The 16,526-nt window shown below is 36.8% G+C and carries 15 protein-coding genes; 2 read left to right on the top strand and 13 right to left on the bottom strand.

The genetic code is table 11. From position 1 onward, the window contains the following. Positions 1-2: 2 nt before the first annotated feature. Complete coding sequence (locus LDL57_RS01990; protein ID WP_180558969.1) at positions 3-1,469, bottom strand: EscC/YscC/HrcC family type III secretion system outer membrane ring protein; 1,467 nt, start codon at positions 1,467-1,469, stop codon at positions 3-5. Beyond that, the gene (locus LDL57_RS01985; protein WP_180558968.1) at positions 1,466-1,852 is read right to left on the bottom strand and encodes a hypothetical protein; all 387 of its coding nucleotides are present in this window, start codon (positions 1,850-1,852) and stop codon (positions 1,466-1,468) included. Before LDL57_RS01985 ends, LDL57_RS01990 begins: the two co-directional genes overlap by 4 nt. Positions 1,853-2,056: 204 nt before the next feature. On the opposite strand from LDL57_RS01985, the gene LDL57_RS01980 reads away from it, so the two are divergent. Continuing rightward, on the top strand, positions 2,057-4,855 hold the full coding sequence (locus tag LDL57_RS01980) for a two component system sensor kinase (RefSeq protein WP_180558967.1): 2,799 nt from the start codon (positions 2,057-2,059) through the stop codon (positions 4,853-4,855). Positions 4,856-4,868: 13 nt separating this feature from the next. Here LDL57_RS01980 and LDL57_RS01975 read toward each other — a convergent pair whose 3' ends face one another. The 5 genes from LDL57_RS01975 to sctR form a co-directional block, all read right to left on the bottom strand. Then, complete coding sequence (locus LDL57_RS01975) at positions 4,869-5,513, bottom strand: two component system response regulator (protein WP_026823358.1); 645 nt, start codon at positions 5,511-5,513, stop codon at positions 4,869-4,871. Positions 5,514-5,683: 170 nt separating this feature from the next. Then, positions 5,684-6,733: an EscU/YscU/HrcU family type III secretion system export apparatus switch protein gene (locus LDL57_RS01970; RefSeq protein ID WP_180558966.1), complete on the bottom strand. Its 1,050-nt coding sequence runs from the start codon at positions 6,731-6,733 to the stop codon at positions 5,684-5,686. A 5-nt stretch (positions 6,734-6,738) separates the two neighbouring features. Further along, positions 6,739-7,521: a type III secretion system export apparatus subunit SctT gene (gene sctT / locus LDL57_RS01965; protein WP_180558965.1), complete on the bottom strand. Its 783-nt coding sequence runs from the start codon at positions 7,519-7,521 to the stop codon at positions 6,739-6,741. A 9-nt stretch (positions 7,522-7,530) separates the two neighbouring features. Then, positions 7,531-7,791, bottom strand: a complete 261-nt coding sequence (locus LDL57_RS01960; RefSeq protein WP_026823355.1) for an EscS/YscS/HrcS family type III secretion system export apparatus protein — start codon at positions 7,789-7,791, stop codon at positions 7,531-7,533. Further along, positions 7,788-8,438: a type III secretion system export apparatus subunit SctR gene (gene sctR / locus LDL57_RS01955; protein WP_180558964.1), complete on the bottom strand. Its 651-nt coding sequence runs from the start codon at positions 8,436-8,438 to the stop codon at positions 7,788-7,790. The genes LDL57_RS01960 and sctR overlap by 4 nt, the downstream gene beginning before the upstream one ends. A 692-nt stretch (positions 8,439-9,130) precedes the next feature. Between sctR and LDL57_RS01950 the strand changes: the two genes are divergently transcribed. After that, a complete protein-coding gene (locus tag LDL57_RS01950; protein ID WP_180558963.1) occupies positions 9,131-10,096 on the top strand; it encodes a hypothetical protein in 966 nt (321 codons plus the stop codon). Positions 10,097-10,441: 345 nt separating this feature from the next. Here the strand turns inward: LDL57_RS01950 and LDL57_RS01945 are convergent, their stop codons facing one another. From LDL57_RS01945 to LDL57_RS01920, 6 genes are all read right to left on the bottom strand, one after another. Beyond that, entirely contained in the window at positions 10,442-10,906 is a 465-nt protein-coding gene (locus LDL57_RS01945) for an Hpt domain-containing protein (RefSeq protein WP_180558962.1), read from the bottom strand. Then, entirely contained in the window at positions 10,879-11,160 is a 282-nt protein-coding gene (locus LDL57_RS01940) for a response regulator (RefSeq protein ID WP_255653913.1), read from the bottom strand. The genes LDL57_RS01945 and LDL57_RS01940 overlap by 28 nt, the downstream gene beginning before the upstream one ends. Before the next feature lie 51 nt (positions 11,161-11,211). Next, positions 11,212-14,091, bottom strand: coding sequence for a transporter substrate-binding domain-containing protein (locus tag LDL57_RS01935; RefSeq protein ID WP_225506898.1), 2,880 nt, complete (start codon positions 14,089-14,091; stop codon positions 11,212-11,214). Beyond that, positions 14,088-14,714 (bottom strand): response regulator, encoded by a 627-nt coding sequence (locus LDL57_RS01930; protein WP_180558960.1) that lies wholly within the window; start codon positions 14,712-14,714, stop codon positions 14,088-14,090. Before LDL57_RS01930 ends, LDL57_RS01935 begins: the two co-directional genes overlap by 4 nt. Before the next feature lie 18 nt (positions 14,715-14,732). Next, positions 14,733-15,971 carry a hypothetical protein gene (locus LDL57_RS01925; protein WP_180558959.1) on the bottom strand — a complete coding sequence of 413 codons (1,239 nt, stop codon included), beginning with the start codon at positions 15,969-15,971 and terminating at the stop codon, positions 14,733-14,735. Between the two features lie 104 nt (positions 15,972-16,075). Continuing rightward, complete coding sequence (locus LDL57_RS01920; protein ID WP_225506895.1) at positions 16,076-16,519, bottom strand: ClpB D2-like domain containing protein; 444 nt, start codon at positions 16,517-16,519, stop codon at positions 16,076-16,078. Positions 16,520-16,526 lie beyond the last annotated feature (7 nt).

The following is a 16,526-nucleotide window of genomic DNA, read 5'->3' as shown; positions in this document are numbered from 1 at the left end:
GATTAGCCTCCTTGATTGATAGGCTCTGCTTTAATTAAAAACAGACGTATCACACTCTGTTTACTACGATCTTCACTGCGGAACAAACCGCCAACCAGTGGCAAATCCCCTAATAATGGGATCTTATTTTGCACCGTTTGGTCTTTATCTTGGACAAAGCCACCGAGTAATAAACTTTCACCCGTATTTAGAGTTGCCTGTGTTGCTATCTCTGAATTCTGGACTTGTGGTAATGGCTCACTATCATTAATCGCCTTCGCTTGCTGACCATCTTCGATATTGAGTGATAACATCACTTTTTTACGACCATTGCTATCAATCAGTCTGGGGGTCACACGCAGTAATGAGCCAGCGGTAACCGATTCCAGTTTTGCTACCTTATCGCCCTGTAATTTAGTATAAAAAGTAATATTTTTATCTAACACGGCTTGAACATTATTAAGTGTTACCACCGATGGACGAGAAAGTATTTTCGCCTTAGAGGTCTTCTCTAATGCATTCAAACGCACCATAAAATTGCCGGTATTGCCAATTACGGTGGAAAAATTATCACTGCCTGATGTACCTTGGTTAAAAGAAATCGTTCCACCACCAATTTTGGCATTAGCCGACCAGTCAATACCTAACTGATTAAAATCTGACGCATCGACATCAATAATCGATACAGAAACTTCAATCATGGTTGGTGCGATATCAAGCTGTTTAATCAAGGTGCTATAAAGCCCCATATCGTGCTTATTACTGCTAACTACCACCGCATTCTGCCTTGGATCGGCGGCAAATGACGTTATATCTTGTTGCGCATTTACGCCATTGGCATTCGTTTGATTCATCTGTTTCAGGACACTGACAATACCCGGCACGGTTACGTTTTGTTTACGATATTGATAAACGGTGTCCGTCGCTGAAGCATATTTAAGCGGGAAAATGCGTATTAAACGCTGCGTCTGAATGTTTTGTTTCGCTTCTTGATCAATCTGATTAATAAAGCGAGTGACTTTATTGATACAGTCTGGCACGCCATATACTTGTAGCGCATTCAATCCATTAATTGCTTTAACTTCACAACTATTTTTATCTAAAAAACCCGCTTTCCCCATATAGTTCAACGCACGTTCAGTGGATAAAGCACTAAGAGAAACAACTTGATTGTTCATTTCCTGTGCTTTATAAGCATGTAATACATCACCATCGTAATACCACACTAAGCCATACTGATGTGCTAAAAATGCCAGGATCTCCTTCGGTGTTTTGTTCTCAATGCGGCCACTGAAGGTATCATGTATCTGTGGACTAATAACCACCGGAATGCCATAGGAATTACCAATATCTCTTATTACCGATGCTAGCGGTGTCCCACGGCTGACATAAACGAAGGGTTCACTATCCTGCCAATGAATGGAAGAAATTGATGCCGCCTGCGCAACCGTGGTGGTTAATAAAAATAAGCAACAGAGTTTCTTTTTCATCTTTTTATACTCCGATAGCGCAATGCTGGTGATGTCACAGGTTGACACAAACCCTCTTCCAAAAATTTAGCAAATGCCAGGTGACCACAAATAGATTCAATAAGTAGGTTATCATCAATATCTTTACCGTAGGCTTGCCAGAGCACCCAATAAGAACCTCGATAATTTAGCCCCATATTCCGTCCTTCTGAACAGCTAACAAGCACTAAACTTGCTTGTTGATGCCATATCTTGCTGTCAGGAGGCATTATCTGAACACCAACAGTGGCACCAAAAGAAGATGATAACCATTGTGCATTTCTGCCCGCACAAATTGCGTTCCAATTGCTTTCTGTTTTTTCAACAACTTCAAACAATCCAGTTGCTGTAAATCTCTCTATCATCGTCTTGTCACCTTTTTTATCTGTTAACAAGTATGAGTAATACAATATCTTTGTCGTATCAGGTAAATACCTTAATCTCATTGTTAGCTAAACAGATTAACAATAAATAGAGAAATTAGAGTAGATTCTTAACCGCAATTTGCGTTATTGTTAACAAATTGTATGTATGTCTTTGTGCATACGTTTTAGGATAAGAGAGCAATTATGAATACACATTGGTGTTCGTCCTTAGTGACTAAACTCACCTTTGCCTTTATTTCGGTACTGATTAGTTTATGGATACTGATCGAAGTAAATTCTTATAACAATATCTATAGTGGTGCCATACAACATATTCTTATGACCTATCACCAAACCAGTGAAATAAGGGCTCATTTGAATCGGAATCTATTTAAACAGGCAATTACTGACATTCAACAATTAGAACATCGTATTAGTGAATCTCAGTTCGAATGCCTACATTTTCCAGATCAACATGAATTAGTTGCTCGGCAAATTAATATTGGCCATCATCACATGGAAACAAATATGACCAATCTATGGGCGCTACAAACTTTTGGCACCTCAGGTCAACAAAGATATATTGATACATTTATTATTGAACCAGGTAAGAGTATCGCAATTTATGCACTATCCACGATTGAACGGAATAATTTAACCAAACGAATAGCTGAAATTTCAGCATTAGCAAAGCAACCAACAACCGATGGTTTTCGTTGGAGTGAACCATTTTACGATGCCGCTAGCAAACGTAGTTATGTATTGATGAGTTACACGCCACCATCACAAAAACCTAATCATCAACAAGTGGGTTTTGTAATTGATATCAATGATATGTTAGATGTCTCTAATATTTATCATGCCAGTGATATCAACTTTTTCCTTACTCCCAAAGGCGTTCTATCCTTTAACAACGAGTTAAATATCTCGCAAAAGGAGATGGCCGATATCAAAATGCTAATGCTAACTTATACTCATCTGTTAGGATCGCTGTATGGCATTGATATTGGCCATTATTATGCTATATCAGAACAAATCGATGGCCCAAATTGGCAGCAAATTACATTAATCCCTAAAGCGCGTATTAAGCAAATTGCCTATACTCCTTTTGTCCATGAATTGAAATGGTCATTATTGTCATTTGCTATTATGACCATTGTGATGTTGTGGATTTTATGGCAATACCTGGCAAAGCCGATTCGTCACTTTGTTAATATTATTAAACAAGATGTGCAACCGACCTTTAATCGCCGTTTACCTGAATCACGTAAAGATGAACTTGGTGATATTGCTCGCGCTTATAACGCACTACTTGATACGATCAAACATAGTTATGATGAATTAGAAAACAAAGTTGCAGTGCGTACTATTGAACTGACTGAAGCCAAACAATTGGCTGAACGGGCTACAGCGCGTAAAAGTGAGCATCTTACTACTATCAGCCATGAACTCCGTACACCACTTAACGGCATCACCGGATCATTAGAATTATTGCAAACTACGCCGCTTTCCGAAAAACAAGCTAATTTACGTAATACCGCCTATACCTGTGCTAAATCGTTGCTCAGCATTATTAACAATATCTTAGATTTTTCTCGCATTGAAGCCGATCAAGTTGAATTAAACCTTCGCCGTTACCCGATCCTAAAAATTGTCGATGATGCAATGGTAACTATTCAGCCCCATTTAATAGATAAACCGGTTAAATTACACTGCATAGTCAATAATGACGTGCCAGAATCTTCAAATTTAGATTCATTAAGAGTGCAACAGATTCTAGTCAATCTTTTAGGTAATGCTGCCAAATTTACTGAACAAGGCCATATCATACTCACGATTAAAGTAGAAAAAAATCAGCTCTGTTTTTATATAAAAGATACCGGCCCGGGCATAAAAGAAGAGGATCAGGCATGTATATTCCAACCTTTTGTGCAGTCATCACACTATAAAGTTGGAACAGGGCTAGGTCTTTCTATTTCTGAGAAAATCGCCGTTATAATGGGTGGAAATATTACTCTAAAGAGTGATTATGGCTTTGGCGCTACCTTCATATTTCGTATGCCTTTACTCGAACCAAGTTCACCCATGTGTTTACAGCCAGAACCTATCGTTGCCCCGCATAAACTACATGCACAAATTGCTTTGTGGGGTGGCCAAGCTAAGGAAGGAAAGAATCCATTACTAGAAAATGAAGGGTTAACCTACTTGCCATGGCGATTATGGAAGCAGTTGTATGAGATCCAACACGGTATTTCATTGCCCTCTTCATCAATGCTATTCAAAACGATCATACCTTGGAAGTTGAAAATCCTGTTAGTCGATGATGTTGCTACTAACCGTGATATTATTAGCCAAATGCTCATTGAACTTGGTCAAATGGTTTATACCGCGGACAGTGGTAGAGCTGCGCTTAAACTGGGTAAAAAACATATTTTTGACTTGGTATTAATGGATATACGAATACCAGACATTGATGGTTATCAAACCACTCGATTGTGGCGTAAAAGTAATGTTATTCTGGATACTGAATGCCCAATCGTGGCACTTACCGCAAACGCTAATCCAAGCGAACATGAAAAAACAATATCGTTAATGAACGGCTATTTGACTAAACCCGTGTCTCTCGAGCAATTAGCCCAATGCATTGAGATGGCAGCCGAAATCCAGATCGATCGCGATATGCAACCTGAAGTTAACTGCGATAATGCAGAACCGATCATGAAATTTTCTGAAGATGAATTTAATCAACGGCTAGCTCAGCACTTTTCTGATATGATCAAACGTACCCAACATTGCTTACAAACACGTAATTGGGAAGATCTACGAAACATTTTACATAACATAAAAGGTAGCGCAGCCCTTACCGGTTTTGAGAGCATAGCAAAAACTGCAGCAGAGTTAGAAAAACGTCTCGAATCACAAGGACATTTTTCTAGTGATGAACTTGAGGTGTTATTAATCGCACTAGAATATAATCAATCACTGATTCATCATGGCCCGTAACAGGGCCAAGCTGTTAGAAGCCCATCCTGTGCGCCCATTTCATCAAATCTGCTACATTATGCGCATCGAGTTTCCTCATAATATTCATTCGATGAGTTTCGACTGTTTTCAAGCCGATCACTAATGCTTCTGCAATATCACGATTACGCTTGCCCTCGAAAATAAGTTTAAGTACCTGTTTTTCTCGATGGGTTAATACCGGAATATCCCCATTTTCGACTCCTTTTAACGCAACAATTTTTGCTGCATCCAAATTAGGATCGATGAAAAACTTACCTCTACCGACACTTTTAATTGCCGCTATCAGTGTACTTTTAGAGCCATGTTTTAATACATAACCATTAGCGCCTGCATCAAGGGCATCCCGAGCTTTTCGCTCTTCTTCAGAAGCTGTCAATACAATCACCATTAATTTTGGCCAACGTTTTCTTAATTGACGAATAGCTTCAACACCACTCATGCCAGGTAAGCTAAGATCCATTATCACTAAGTCTGGCTGCAATTTTAGACATGCATCATATACACCAAGACCATCAGTAACAAATCCAACTAATTCCAGATCGGAGTAGGGGGCAAGACAGCTTTTTAAGCCATCAAAGATCAAGTCATGATCATCCACCACAACGATCTTGATTCGTTTCAAATCCCCAGTAATCATTTAACTTCCCCATCTTGGTTTCTGTCACACTTGATACTCTAAATTCATAACCTCAAGCGATGGAGGAAACTACTTTAACAAGTAAAACAATGCAACTTATTATTCATTATAATGCTTATCATTCCTACAACTAAAAGAGTGATAAGTTTCAAATTTTTATAAACAATTAATCAATCATCACTATCGTAACGGAGATCCATTACTAAGCGCAATAACTCAGCGACCGGTTCAAACAAGCTCTCTGGGATCATTTGTCCCGTCTCGACTTGTTGAAACAGCGCGCGCGCTAATGGGATATTCTCAACCATTGGGATACCTGCTTTTTCAGCAAGTTTCACAATATGCAAAGCCATATTATCTTGAAATTTTTCAACAACTTGAGGTAATGGAGTAATGCCAGGTTGGTAATAAAGACAAACGACAATATGGGTTGGATTACGAACAATCACTGTTGATTTTCTTACATTCGCAACCACTGAATTACTCGCTATTTCTCGTTGTATTTCACGACGCTTTTGCTTAATTTGAGGATTACCTTCTGTATCTTTAAACTCTCGTTTTGTATCCTCCTTCGACATTTTTAACTCTTTCATCACATGATAATATTGAAATCCGTAGTCTGCTATGGCAAACACAATATAACAAACTAAGAATCCTCCCCATAACCATTGAATTAGTGTAAAAGTTACCATTACACCACAGTCAATACCACAAGTTGGCAGATATTGGAATAGGTTAACATAATAATCTAGTAAATAATAAAAAACCAAAGTGAGTACAATAACCTTTAAAATATTCTTTCCAAACTCAAATAGATTTTTCATGGAAAAAATCTGTTTAGCATTATTAATAATATTCATTTTATTAAAACTAAATGCCAAACTTTTGTGCGCCCAAATTGGCCCAGTTTGAACAATACAGCTTAAGCTGATTGTTACAATTAATACCACCAGCAAGCCAACCATAAAACGCAACAACAGCATTATAAAGGAACCAATAATTGTTTTAGCCGCGACATCGATCGGTAAAGAGAGTGAGCGGACAGTTAAAATAACCAATTCGCCTATCGCATTAAATAAAGCATGCCCTTCCACAATTAAATAACCGAGAATAACTGCCATTTTTAATACCGTCACTATTTCATTACTTTTAATGACTTGTCCTTTTTTACGTGCCTCATTTATCCGCTTTTGTGTAGGCTTTTCCGTTTTTTCAGCCATTAATATCATCCCCGCCAAAGTTGGAATAAAGTTGAAACTTGTTTTTCAAATAGCTGGATCTTCATAAAATAGTGATTAAACGCAAAATACATACTAACCAGAAGAAGAAAAACAACTAATACGCTTTTGATTGGCATAGATAGAAAAAACACATTAAGCTGCTCTACCGAACGATTTATCAATCCTAATGCAACATCAACTAAAATCATCACCACCATGGCAGGCATAGCAAAACTCATACAGAGTTCTAACATCATATGCCACTGTTGCTGAATAAATAACAACATTGAAGCATTAAATGATAACGGTGCATTTGGCGGTAACACATTATAGGAATGATAAAGCGCAGTGAGTAACGCATTGAAACCACCAGAAACTAAAAATAGGACACTCAATATTTGGGTAAATAACATGCCAAAAATTGAAGATTGTAATCCCATTAAAGGATTTAAGATGGTTGACATAGAGGCGCCGCGCAGAGTATCGATAATAAATCCTGCCATATCAATAGCCCAAAAAGGGATGGCTGCGCAAAAACCGAGCACTAGGCCAATAAGCAACTCTTCACTGTATAGAAACACTAACTCTGTTACAGTTTGATGAGTGAAATCGATTGGCATAGTCTTGATTATTGGAGCTATAGGTAAAGCAAACACTAATACCAAGCTGTTACGAATCAAACTACTACCCATAGCTCCCCCTTTAAATAGCGGCAATAATAGTAACATGCCTAGGGGTCGCATCATGCTCAATGCCAACCAAGGCATCATTTGCATTAGGCTATTCATCTAATCCTCTTATTTACCTATTTGATCAAAAGATAAAATAGCGTAGTTAAGTAGTGCACTTCCCATCCAGTGGTAACTTACCGCCAAGGTAATACATACAGCGACTAATTTAATTAAAAATTGCAATGTCTGGTCTTGGATTTGTGTGAGCGCTTGCAATATACTCACCAACAACCCAGTGATTGATGCCACTATCACAATCGGTAATGAAAGCAGCAGCACGATCCATAACAATTCGGAAGTAAAATGAATTATGGTGGACTCATTCATGAAAAAGACACCATCAATTGACCGATAAGTTTGTCCCAGCCACCCATTAAAATAAAAATTAATAATTTAAAGGGAAGCGCGATTGTCATCGGGGAAACCATCATCATCCCCATTGCTAATAAAACATTAGAAACAATAAGATCGATCGCAACAAACGGCAGATAAATTAGAAAACCAATTTTAAATGCAGCAATCAGTTGACTCATGGTAAATGCAGGAACCATGACTAATAAAGAGTTAGGAGATAATGAAGTTTGATATTGTTTAGGCCAAATTTTATAGCCTATTTGGGTAAAAAATTTAATTTGTTCTTCGCTGGTATTTTTTTTCAAAAAATCTTTATATGGCGCGATAACCGAGGAATCTATTTGTTCCATTGAATTAACCGAATTCCAATCAATCGGCTGGACTTTAATATTATCACGAATGGCAAAACCAACTGGTGCCATAGTAAATAAAGTTAATATTAATGCCAAACCATAAATAGCCATATTAGGCGGAATTTGCTGTATACCTAACGCATTGCGTAACATTGATAAAACAATCGAAATTTTTAAAAATGAAGTTCCCATTACTGCAAACAAAGGCATTATGGATAAACAAAAAAGCACTACAATTAATTGCATCGGATTATTAAATAACGACATAATACCTCCACTCACTCTATAGAAATAGAGTATCTATGGTACGATGAAGCGAAAATATCCGGTAAATACCTGAGAACAGTTAAAGAAAAAATAACTGTTTTATAAAATTCTGGAAAACTATTTGCCTCAATAAATGATAATTATTTACCACAAGTTATTTAGAATGATATATATTTTTCATTAATTTGTTAAACAACATACTGGTTATGTCAAACAAAGTCCAAATATATTTTATTGAATAACAAAAAAACATATTTTAAATATATTTTTAACATAAATATAAAATTTATTTTCCATAAAAAAATGAAACTGCAACTTATTTTAAAATAATTCTCTTATAAGCTTGTCGTCAATTTTTTATTGTTCCTATATTCTTTAAATACAGCCATTTAATTTTTTGATCAGAACGCTATTCTATATCGTGAACTTGTTATATAACAATAGAATTATTTTCTATAAAATGGCCTTATCACTATAAAAATGAGGTAAATAATATTAATATTTGATGCAAACATTTAATTAATCTACTTCAGCAAAATTTTCCTCCTGTTTTTATCTTTGAAATGAAATTTTATAAAATCTCAGTAGTTTACTGGATATAACTGTATAAATTCAGCTGCTAAATTCACTTTGCTATATCATGGAGCAAAGTTGTTTATTAATAAAAATAAATTATACCTAGGGAAATTATAATGTCATTTATTCTTTCAACACCCAATAATCCCTTAACAATCAATGACTCCAGGCTTAATGCAGTTAAAGCAATTAAAGAAAAGTCATTAAAACATAAAGGGAAAATTAATGTTTATAAAAAATGCAATAAATATATCAATAATATTAACGTAATCATGATTGATACAAATAACACATTTAAAGGATTATCAAAATTAGAACAATCTGTTTTTAAGAAAAATAAATTAAAAGTATCTGAAGTAACTGAAACATTTATTATCAATAACCCACCAACTAATCAAATAAACATTCCAAAAAATAACCCGGTCGAAGCAATAGCAAAACTCGATGCTGAAATTACGTTACAGTATGCCAATTTTCAAAGCTTGACCAACTTAGCTTCATTATCAGAAGAACTTGCTAATATGTATCATCAGATATATTTACAAAAGGCAATAGAGATAAAAAAAGTAGAAGACATTAAATTAGAAGCGATAATAGAAAAGCAAAATATTAATGAACTAAAAAGCCATTTACAAAAATTACACATTTATAATAGAAAATTACAAGGAATAATTATTCACAATCTGGAGCTATTGCCGACACCTTTAGAGAGAACATTACCATTATTAACTAATAAAAATGCAACCGCCATTATTAAAGATGCTATTATCGAAGCCAGCCGCCCACCTAAAAATATATTCACTCGATTAACTAAATTTATTTTTCCCAAGTGGTATGAGCAACAGCAAAAAGAGATATTGAGCTATGAAGTGAAAATTGGGAAATTGCATAATTTAATTTTACGTTTGCAAAAAATAAAAGGCTTCGAAGATGTTGCCACAGCCGCTTGGCTACACGCAATGGTGCGTCAACTATTTCTGCAAGCAACCCCAAAGCCTTATCCATTTGATCCTTTAAAATTACTTTCACCTGAGCATCGATTATGGTGTCAAAAATTAAAAATATGGGGAATTATCTCTTAATTATTGCTATTACTCGTGAACGTCTAATAAGTCAGGATACAAACCTGCCGTGTTAATCTAAAACTTATTGGTGATTTTTAAATTGGCTGATATCCCAACTGAATACCAGATGACATAGCTGCTGGAAAATAATAAAACATGCAAAATAGAACATTATCGTATATTAGGCTATTCTCCAGCCATGATGGCGCAGCCTACACAAAAAAGGCAAATTAACCAAGATTAACAGGCATAATAACCAGGGGGAAAGTTAATATTTCCCCCTTTCACTAGTTAAATTCACTGTGATCTTATGCAATAGATTAATACTATCCTCCTGAGTAACCAATTACAGCTATTGTTCTGCTATATCATACTATTATCAGATAACGCTATGGTATCAGCTTTGACCAGATCATTATGATCATTTAAACGCCGATTAACCGCTGCCCGAAAAGTGTCGGTATAGTAAAATAGTGTTTCTAAGGTTTGGCTATCACCACAAAATCCTCCCTTTTCAATCCGCCAACAAACGCGTAAAGCCGGCTGATAGCATAATAAAGCGAATACCCCTTTCATCCGATGCACATGTAGTGACAGCGCTTCCTCATCAATCGACGTTGATCTTAAATTATGTAGTGTGGCCAGATCTTGTTCTATTCCTTCCAAAATTGCTTGGAGTAATTGATATTCTTTCTGTTTATCACCGCTAGCCAAGGCACTGATACCATCAAAACTGAGTTCATTTTGTGAATTAACTCGCTGATAATATAGAGCAATTTCCGATAATAAATGATCTTGTGTTAAAGGTTTAACCAGTACACCATCCATACCCGCAGCCAGGCACAGTGATAGCTCTGAACTAAATGCATTTGCAGTACACCCCAGAATAACTTGGGCCGGCAAGTTCGTTGCGCTGATGATGCTCTTAATACTTTGGTTAATTCATAACCATTCATCACTGGCATCTGACAATCCGTTAATACCATATCAAAATAATTTTCTTCCACCAGCGTTAATGCTTGCTCAGCACCTTCAGCAAGGGTTACCCGATGTTGGGAAGAAGCCAATTGTAGAGATAGCACTTGCAGATTGGCTGGTAGATCATCTACTAATAAAATATTGAGTGATTCCTGCTAGATAATACTGGTAGGAGAAGCTTCCTCTTCTTGCAGCTCACTCTGTTTTAACGGTAAATTCATATGTGCCAATGTGCCACCACCAGGAGCTGCTTCTAACGTGAGCGTGCCATCCATTAGCGCCATTAATTGGATTGATATGGGTAATCCTAACCCTGTCCCCCTTGAATCCGCTTCTACTTGGACATAAGGCTGTAAAATTTCACTATACATATGTTCTGGAATACCACAACCGGTATCTTGCACATATAAGGAGAGCATTTCCGTTGCACTATCAGTTGTGCGTTGTATCCATGCCCTTAACGTGATAAAACCTTCATCAGTGAATTTAACTGCATTACTGAGCAAATTATTGATCACTTGAGTAATCCGGGTCGCATCAAGTAGATAATAATTTTGCTTGGGGATAGTTAATTCAAGCGTAAAACCTAATCCTTTATCCTGTGCAATGGCACAAAAAGGTTCTGCACACTGTTCCAACAAGGCATACAAAGCAACCGGCTGTAAATTCAATGTCACGGTGCCAGATTCAATACGGGTGAAATCCAAAACATCACCTATCACACCCAGTAAAGAGTTAGCAGCCCGACTGGCGGTATGCAAAGGAACATTTTCCGGTAATTGTCTGACTTCTAATTCCAATATACCAATGATGATATATAATGCCGTGCGGATCTCATGGCTAATATACGCTAAAAAAGCCGATTTTTCATTACTTGCTCGTTTCGCTTTATCACGTTCTGTGCGTAATTCTCGCGCCAATAATTTTCGCTCGGTAATATCAAACCAGCCACCAATTATACCCTGTACAATTCCTTCTGCATCACGGTAATGCTCTAACCATAAATAGACTTCTCGCGTTTGACCTTGAATAGAAATCGAACAATCAGAGAAATAGGCGGGTGCACCAGATAAACAACTAAGAAATTGAGTAAATATTTCTACTTCATCATCGGGTCGAAAAAAACCTTGTGAAAATAGCGAATGACCAATGATCCTCTGGTGTGGCAAATCCCCCATCTCATGTAAAAACCATGGATTGGCAGCAGTAATATTCATGATAGGATCACAGACAAACATTGGAGCTGGGATCGTATTGAATAAGGTTTCCCAATAAGCTAATGAGTTCTGTAATGCGATTTTTGCCGCTTTACGCTTTCTTATCTGGCGCGTTAACCAACTACCCCAAAAAATTGAAGTAATTGAGATCATTGATAACAAACTACCCCAAAGAATTATCCAAGAGGAAAGACGTAATACACTGTAAGAGGTGAAAAAAGTGACCGGTGATAACCATTTCTGATGTAAATAACGCAGATCTTTTGGCGATAACGCATCTATTGCTTTATTTAAAATATTAACTAAGGGCGCATAATCAGCAACCACAGCATACCTGGCATGTAATAAATCTCTGTTAAGTGAGTTGATTAAAATAGAATCACCATAACGACTTGACTGAAGATAGTTGGCACTGACAAAATTATCTAACGCCGCATCTGCCGCGCCAGCTAGTACCATTTCAATGGCCTTCTCCATACTTTCAACTTCAATCAACTCAATATCCGGCTCATGATCAAATTCTGTCAATAATATGTGACCACATACCACTACAATTTTTCGATGACGTAATTGCTGCAGACTCTTAGGTGCATTGCGGTAATTGCGCGTGATCATCACCCATTCAAAAGAACTATATGGATGAGAAAAAAGTAACCACTTTTTGCGTTGTTCATTACTCACTAATGACAACGCCATGTCTGCATTACCCTGCTGTAAATTATCGATAATATCGGCTGAATTATCGACGGTGACCAAATTAAAATGTATACCTGTTTTTTCCCCGACCAGACGTAAAATATCGATATTCATGCCGATAATTTGACCATTCGCATTCTTATAGGAATAAGGTGGAGAATTGTGTTTTACCACCACATTAATCACAGGATGTCGTAACAGCAAGTTCTTCTCCTCACGGGAAAAATTAATATTTTCACTATTTAGTACCGGAACAATACCGGCGATCCAGCGTTCATAGACAACATTTTTAATGGTTTTAGACAGTTCGTTTAATGCGCGATTAACATCATCCATCCAGGGATCATTTGCACGGACAATAAAATTGTTTTCCAATGTACTGGCATAATCGACAGGATGCCAAACTAAAGAGCTAGGTAGCGAACGAAAGGTAAACTGATAAGCCATTTGTGCTTGTCCACCAATAAAACCATCAGCCTTGTCAGCTAATATTTCCTGTAATGCTTCTTGGGTTGATTTGACAATTGCAACTTCACGATAGGATTGGCGAATTTTATCCACGACTTCCCGCGGTTCTTCATGGGCAACTAATACCCGTAATTCATCCGCTTTATAATAGATTTTTTCTTTCTTTATCAGCATCACCAGCGGTTGGATTAATATAGGCTTACTTTCATTCCCTTTGCGGACTGTTGCTGATAATGAAGCGGAGGTCTGGGCTAATAACTGAATATATCCTTTATCTAATGCTTTTTTTGCCTGCTGGTAATTGTCAAAGACACGCAGTTGGATTAGTATTTTTAATAATCTTGCTAATACACTAAGATAATCTGCATAAATTCCCTCGATCCTACCATCCCAACGATAAATGACTAAAGGTTGACTTGTACAACGGACAAAACCCACGATAAGCGCTGTTGGTTTATCTTTAAAATTATCGACAAAATTTACCTTAGGCAAAAATAATCGTTGCGCTATGTTAGAATAAAAACCAATCTCTTTACCTTCAGCGGGAATTGTCTCTCCAAATGAATCATTACTCAGTGAATGACCAAACACAGGTAAAGCAAAAAACCAATACCATCCCCCAAATAAGAGGGCTATTTTTTTTCTTCTGCTCACCCACTGAGCCCCACCTGTTGCAAATAATTATATAAAGCTGCATCGTTTGGAATATTAAGCTTTTTCATTACACTCTGTTTTTGCGAACTAATAGTTTGCTTAGTGCGAAAAACTTTGGTCGCAATATCATTAACGGTTAATCCTTTTGCCAGTAAACGTATCACTTCTAACTCTTTAGGCGTTAATATCCGAGCGAGTTGATCAATAGGAGAACTGAGAAAGTCAGAACTAATATAAGGCTGTTCCTGACCCGCAGTATTATAAAGTCCTTTCTCAAGTTCACTCGCTAAACTGCTTTTATTCAGAATTGCTTTGACATGATAACGCGAAAGCATGCTGATGATATTTGGTTCATTAACCATCGTGATCACCACGATAGGTAAAGTTGGCCAATTTTTGCGAATATGACTTATCATGCGTAAACCATCCATATTTTTGTCTCCCGGCATAATAAAATCCGTTATCAACATATCTACCGGTTTAGTTTGCAGCAAAGATAGCAGCCCACTGACATGATGTGCCTCACCCACAATCTGATAATTTTCTGGCATACTAGCAAGGATCATACGTAATCCCAGTAAAAATACCGGGTGATCATCAGCAATAATAACTTTTTTACTCATAGGTCCCTCAGATCTTTTTTAACGTGAAATTTCATATAATAAACCTTCCATTTCTTTGCCCCTATCTCCTTGACGCAAAATCAATGCCAGGTGGGCTTCATTAAAACCACCTTTACCATCCGACAACCTAATTTTTAACACTTTAGGTTTGCTGCACGCTGACATCTTAAGCTGTTCAACGGCTTTTCTGTCATCAAAATGGATCCAGGCAACGAATAGCGCCCATGAGGCTGGCATAGGATAATATTGACGCCATGTTTTGAGGTTATACCAGGTAATATGCTCATCTTCTCGGCTTAATAAAAAACGATGCATAACATCTAGTTCTAAGATGCTATAAGCTAATAAGAAACGCGCTTTATAACGAAATAACACATGATATAAACTGCGTAAAAAACCAGCTAAAAATAGGGCAGGAAAGGCTAACAATACGCTACACCACTGCATTAAATCTATTATCGATTGACGTCTTATTTCATCACCTTCATTAAAACTTGGCATATTAAGTAACGGTAATAAAACAAAACCGACTGAACATAGTGATAAAAAAGCACTAAGTAGTAATAAATTACAACTCAGTGAAAGCAGAATAGTCATACTGACACTGGCTAACATTAACCAGGCAATATAGGGTGGCGATATAATAAAAATCACCGGATAAAATATCAAACTCGTTATTATGGCCATCCAAAAAAATATCATTAACCAATGTTTTGTCCGGCAAGGTAATTGAGGACTACGGCAAAAACTATAAATAACCAGAAAACTTAGCGGCAAATAATTCAATATATAGACAACTATTCTTTCCAATGGATCATATAAATCAAAGGACAGATCAGATAAATAAAATATTAAGTTGGTAATAAAACATCCTATGCTACCAACAACCACATTTATCAGAGTAAAATTAAGTATTTGCCAGGCATTACGTGGCATATAAGCAACACCATAAAAATACTGCCAAATAAATGCTGCTGCTGCCAAATAAAGGCTATCGGTCGTGGCAAATATTAAAGAAATGATTACCGAACGACCTGATAACTGACTAGCACAAAGATCTACCAGAAATTCTTTTACTAACCATAATGGCCAATAACGCGGCGGTGAAATAGATAAAAAACCAACTAAAATACCCGCGGGAAACCAAATTAATGGATAAAGACTCCCAATATTATGAGTCTGTAAACTTAATAAGGCTAATCCCAGATCAATAAAAATAAAAATTAACCAATACAGTGATATTTCCAACGTCTTCATTATATTATTCTAATTATATTGCCTATTATTTTGATAGAAATTACACCAACCAACAGATGATACCAATAAATTATTTATCTTTGGTTATTTATATTTATTACCGCTTATTTGTCTGATGATATAGCCTTGAAGCATACCCTATTATTGTGCACATCCAAATAAATTTGGGATTTATTAAGCATATCCCCAGACAGAAGACTATCAGATAATAAAGGCAATACCTGCTGCAATAATAAATTATCAATTTCTCGAGCACCACTTTCTGCTATCAAGCACTGATCTGCAAGATATTCTACCAAGCTATCAGAGTAACTCAGTAGCACCTGAGTAGCCTTCTCAAATCTTGTAACAATTTTGGCCAATTTATATTGGATAATTTTTTGTAAAATTTCACCTTCTACTGGTAAGTAAGGGATTACTTGTAAACGCCCCAGAAACGCAGCAGGAAAAAAACGTTTCAACTCAGGGTGTAAAAACTGCTGAATATCATCCAGTTGTGCTGATCGAACCGTATCCCCTTCTTTCACTCCTTGCCGCATCGCCCGCATGATTAAT

Source organism: Arsenophonus apicola (genome assembly GCF_020268605.1).
Taxonomy (GTDB): domain Bacteria; phylum Pseudomonadota; class Gammaproteobacteria; order Enterobacterales; family Enterobacteriaceae; genus Arsenophonus; species Arsenophonus apicola.
Note: the sequence above shows the minus strand (reverse complement) of the source record. Positions and strands in the feature narration are given on the sequence as shown.

Coding starts and splice junctions, on each gene's coding strand:
- LDL57_RS01925 (WP_180558959.1), bottom strand. CDS start 15,971: ATGAAGACGTTGGAAATATCACTGTATTGGTTAATTTTTATTTTTATT.
- sctT (WP_180558965.1), bottom strand. CDS start 7,521: ATGAATAGCCTAATGCAAATGATGCCTTGGTTGGCATTGAGCATGATG.
- LDL57_RS01985 (WP_180558968.1), bottom strand. CDS start 1,852: ATGATAGAGAGATTTACAGCAACTGGATTGTTTGAAGTTGTTGAAAAA.
- sctR (WP_180558964.1), bottom strand. CDS start 8,438: ATGTCGTTATTTAATAATCCGATGCAATTAATTGTAGTGCTTTTTTGT.
- LDL57_RS01975 (WP_026823358.1), bottom strand. CDS start 5,513: ATGATTACTGGGGATTTGAAACGAATCAAGATCGTTGTGGTGGATGAT.
- LDL57_RS01950 (WP_180558963.1), top strand. CDS start 9,131: ATGTCATTTATTCTTTCAACACCCAATAATCCCTTAACAATCAATGAC.
- LDL57_RS01980 (WP_180558967.1), top strand. CDS start 2,057: ATGAATACACATTGGTGTTCGTCCTTAGTGACTAAACTCACCTTTGCC.
- LDL57_RS01990 (WP_180558969.1), bottom strand. CDS start 1,469: ATGAAAAAGAAACTCTGTTGCTTATTTTTATTAACCACCACGGTTGCG.
- LDL57_RS01945 (WP_180558962.1), bottom strand. CDS start 10,906: ATGGATGGTGTACTGGTTAAACCTTTAACACAAGATCATTTATTATCG.
- LDL57_RS01930 (WP_180558960.1), bottom strand. CDS start 14,714: ATGAGTAAAAAAGTTATTATTGCTGATGATCACCCGGTATTTTTACTG.
- LDL57_RS01920 (WP_225506895.1), bottom strand. CDS start 16,519: ATGCGGGCGATGCGGCAAGGAGTGAAAGAAGGGGATACGGTTCGATCA.
- LDL57_RS01970 (WP_180558966.1), bottom strand. CDS start 6,733: ATGGCTGAAAAAACGGAAAAGCCTACACAAAAGCGGATAAATGAGGCA.
- LDL57_RS01960 (WP_026823355.1), bottom strand. CDS start 7,791: ATGAATGAGTCCACCATAATTCATTTTACTTCCGAATTGTTATGGATC.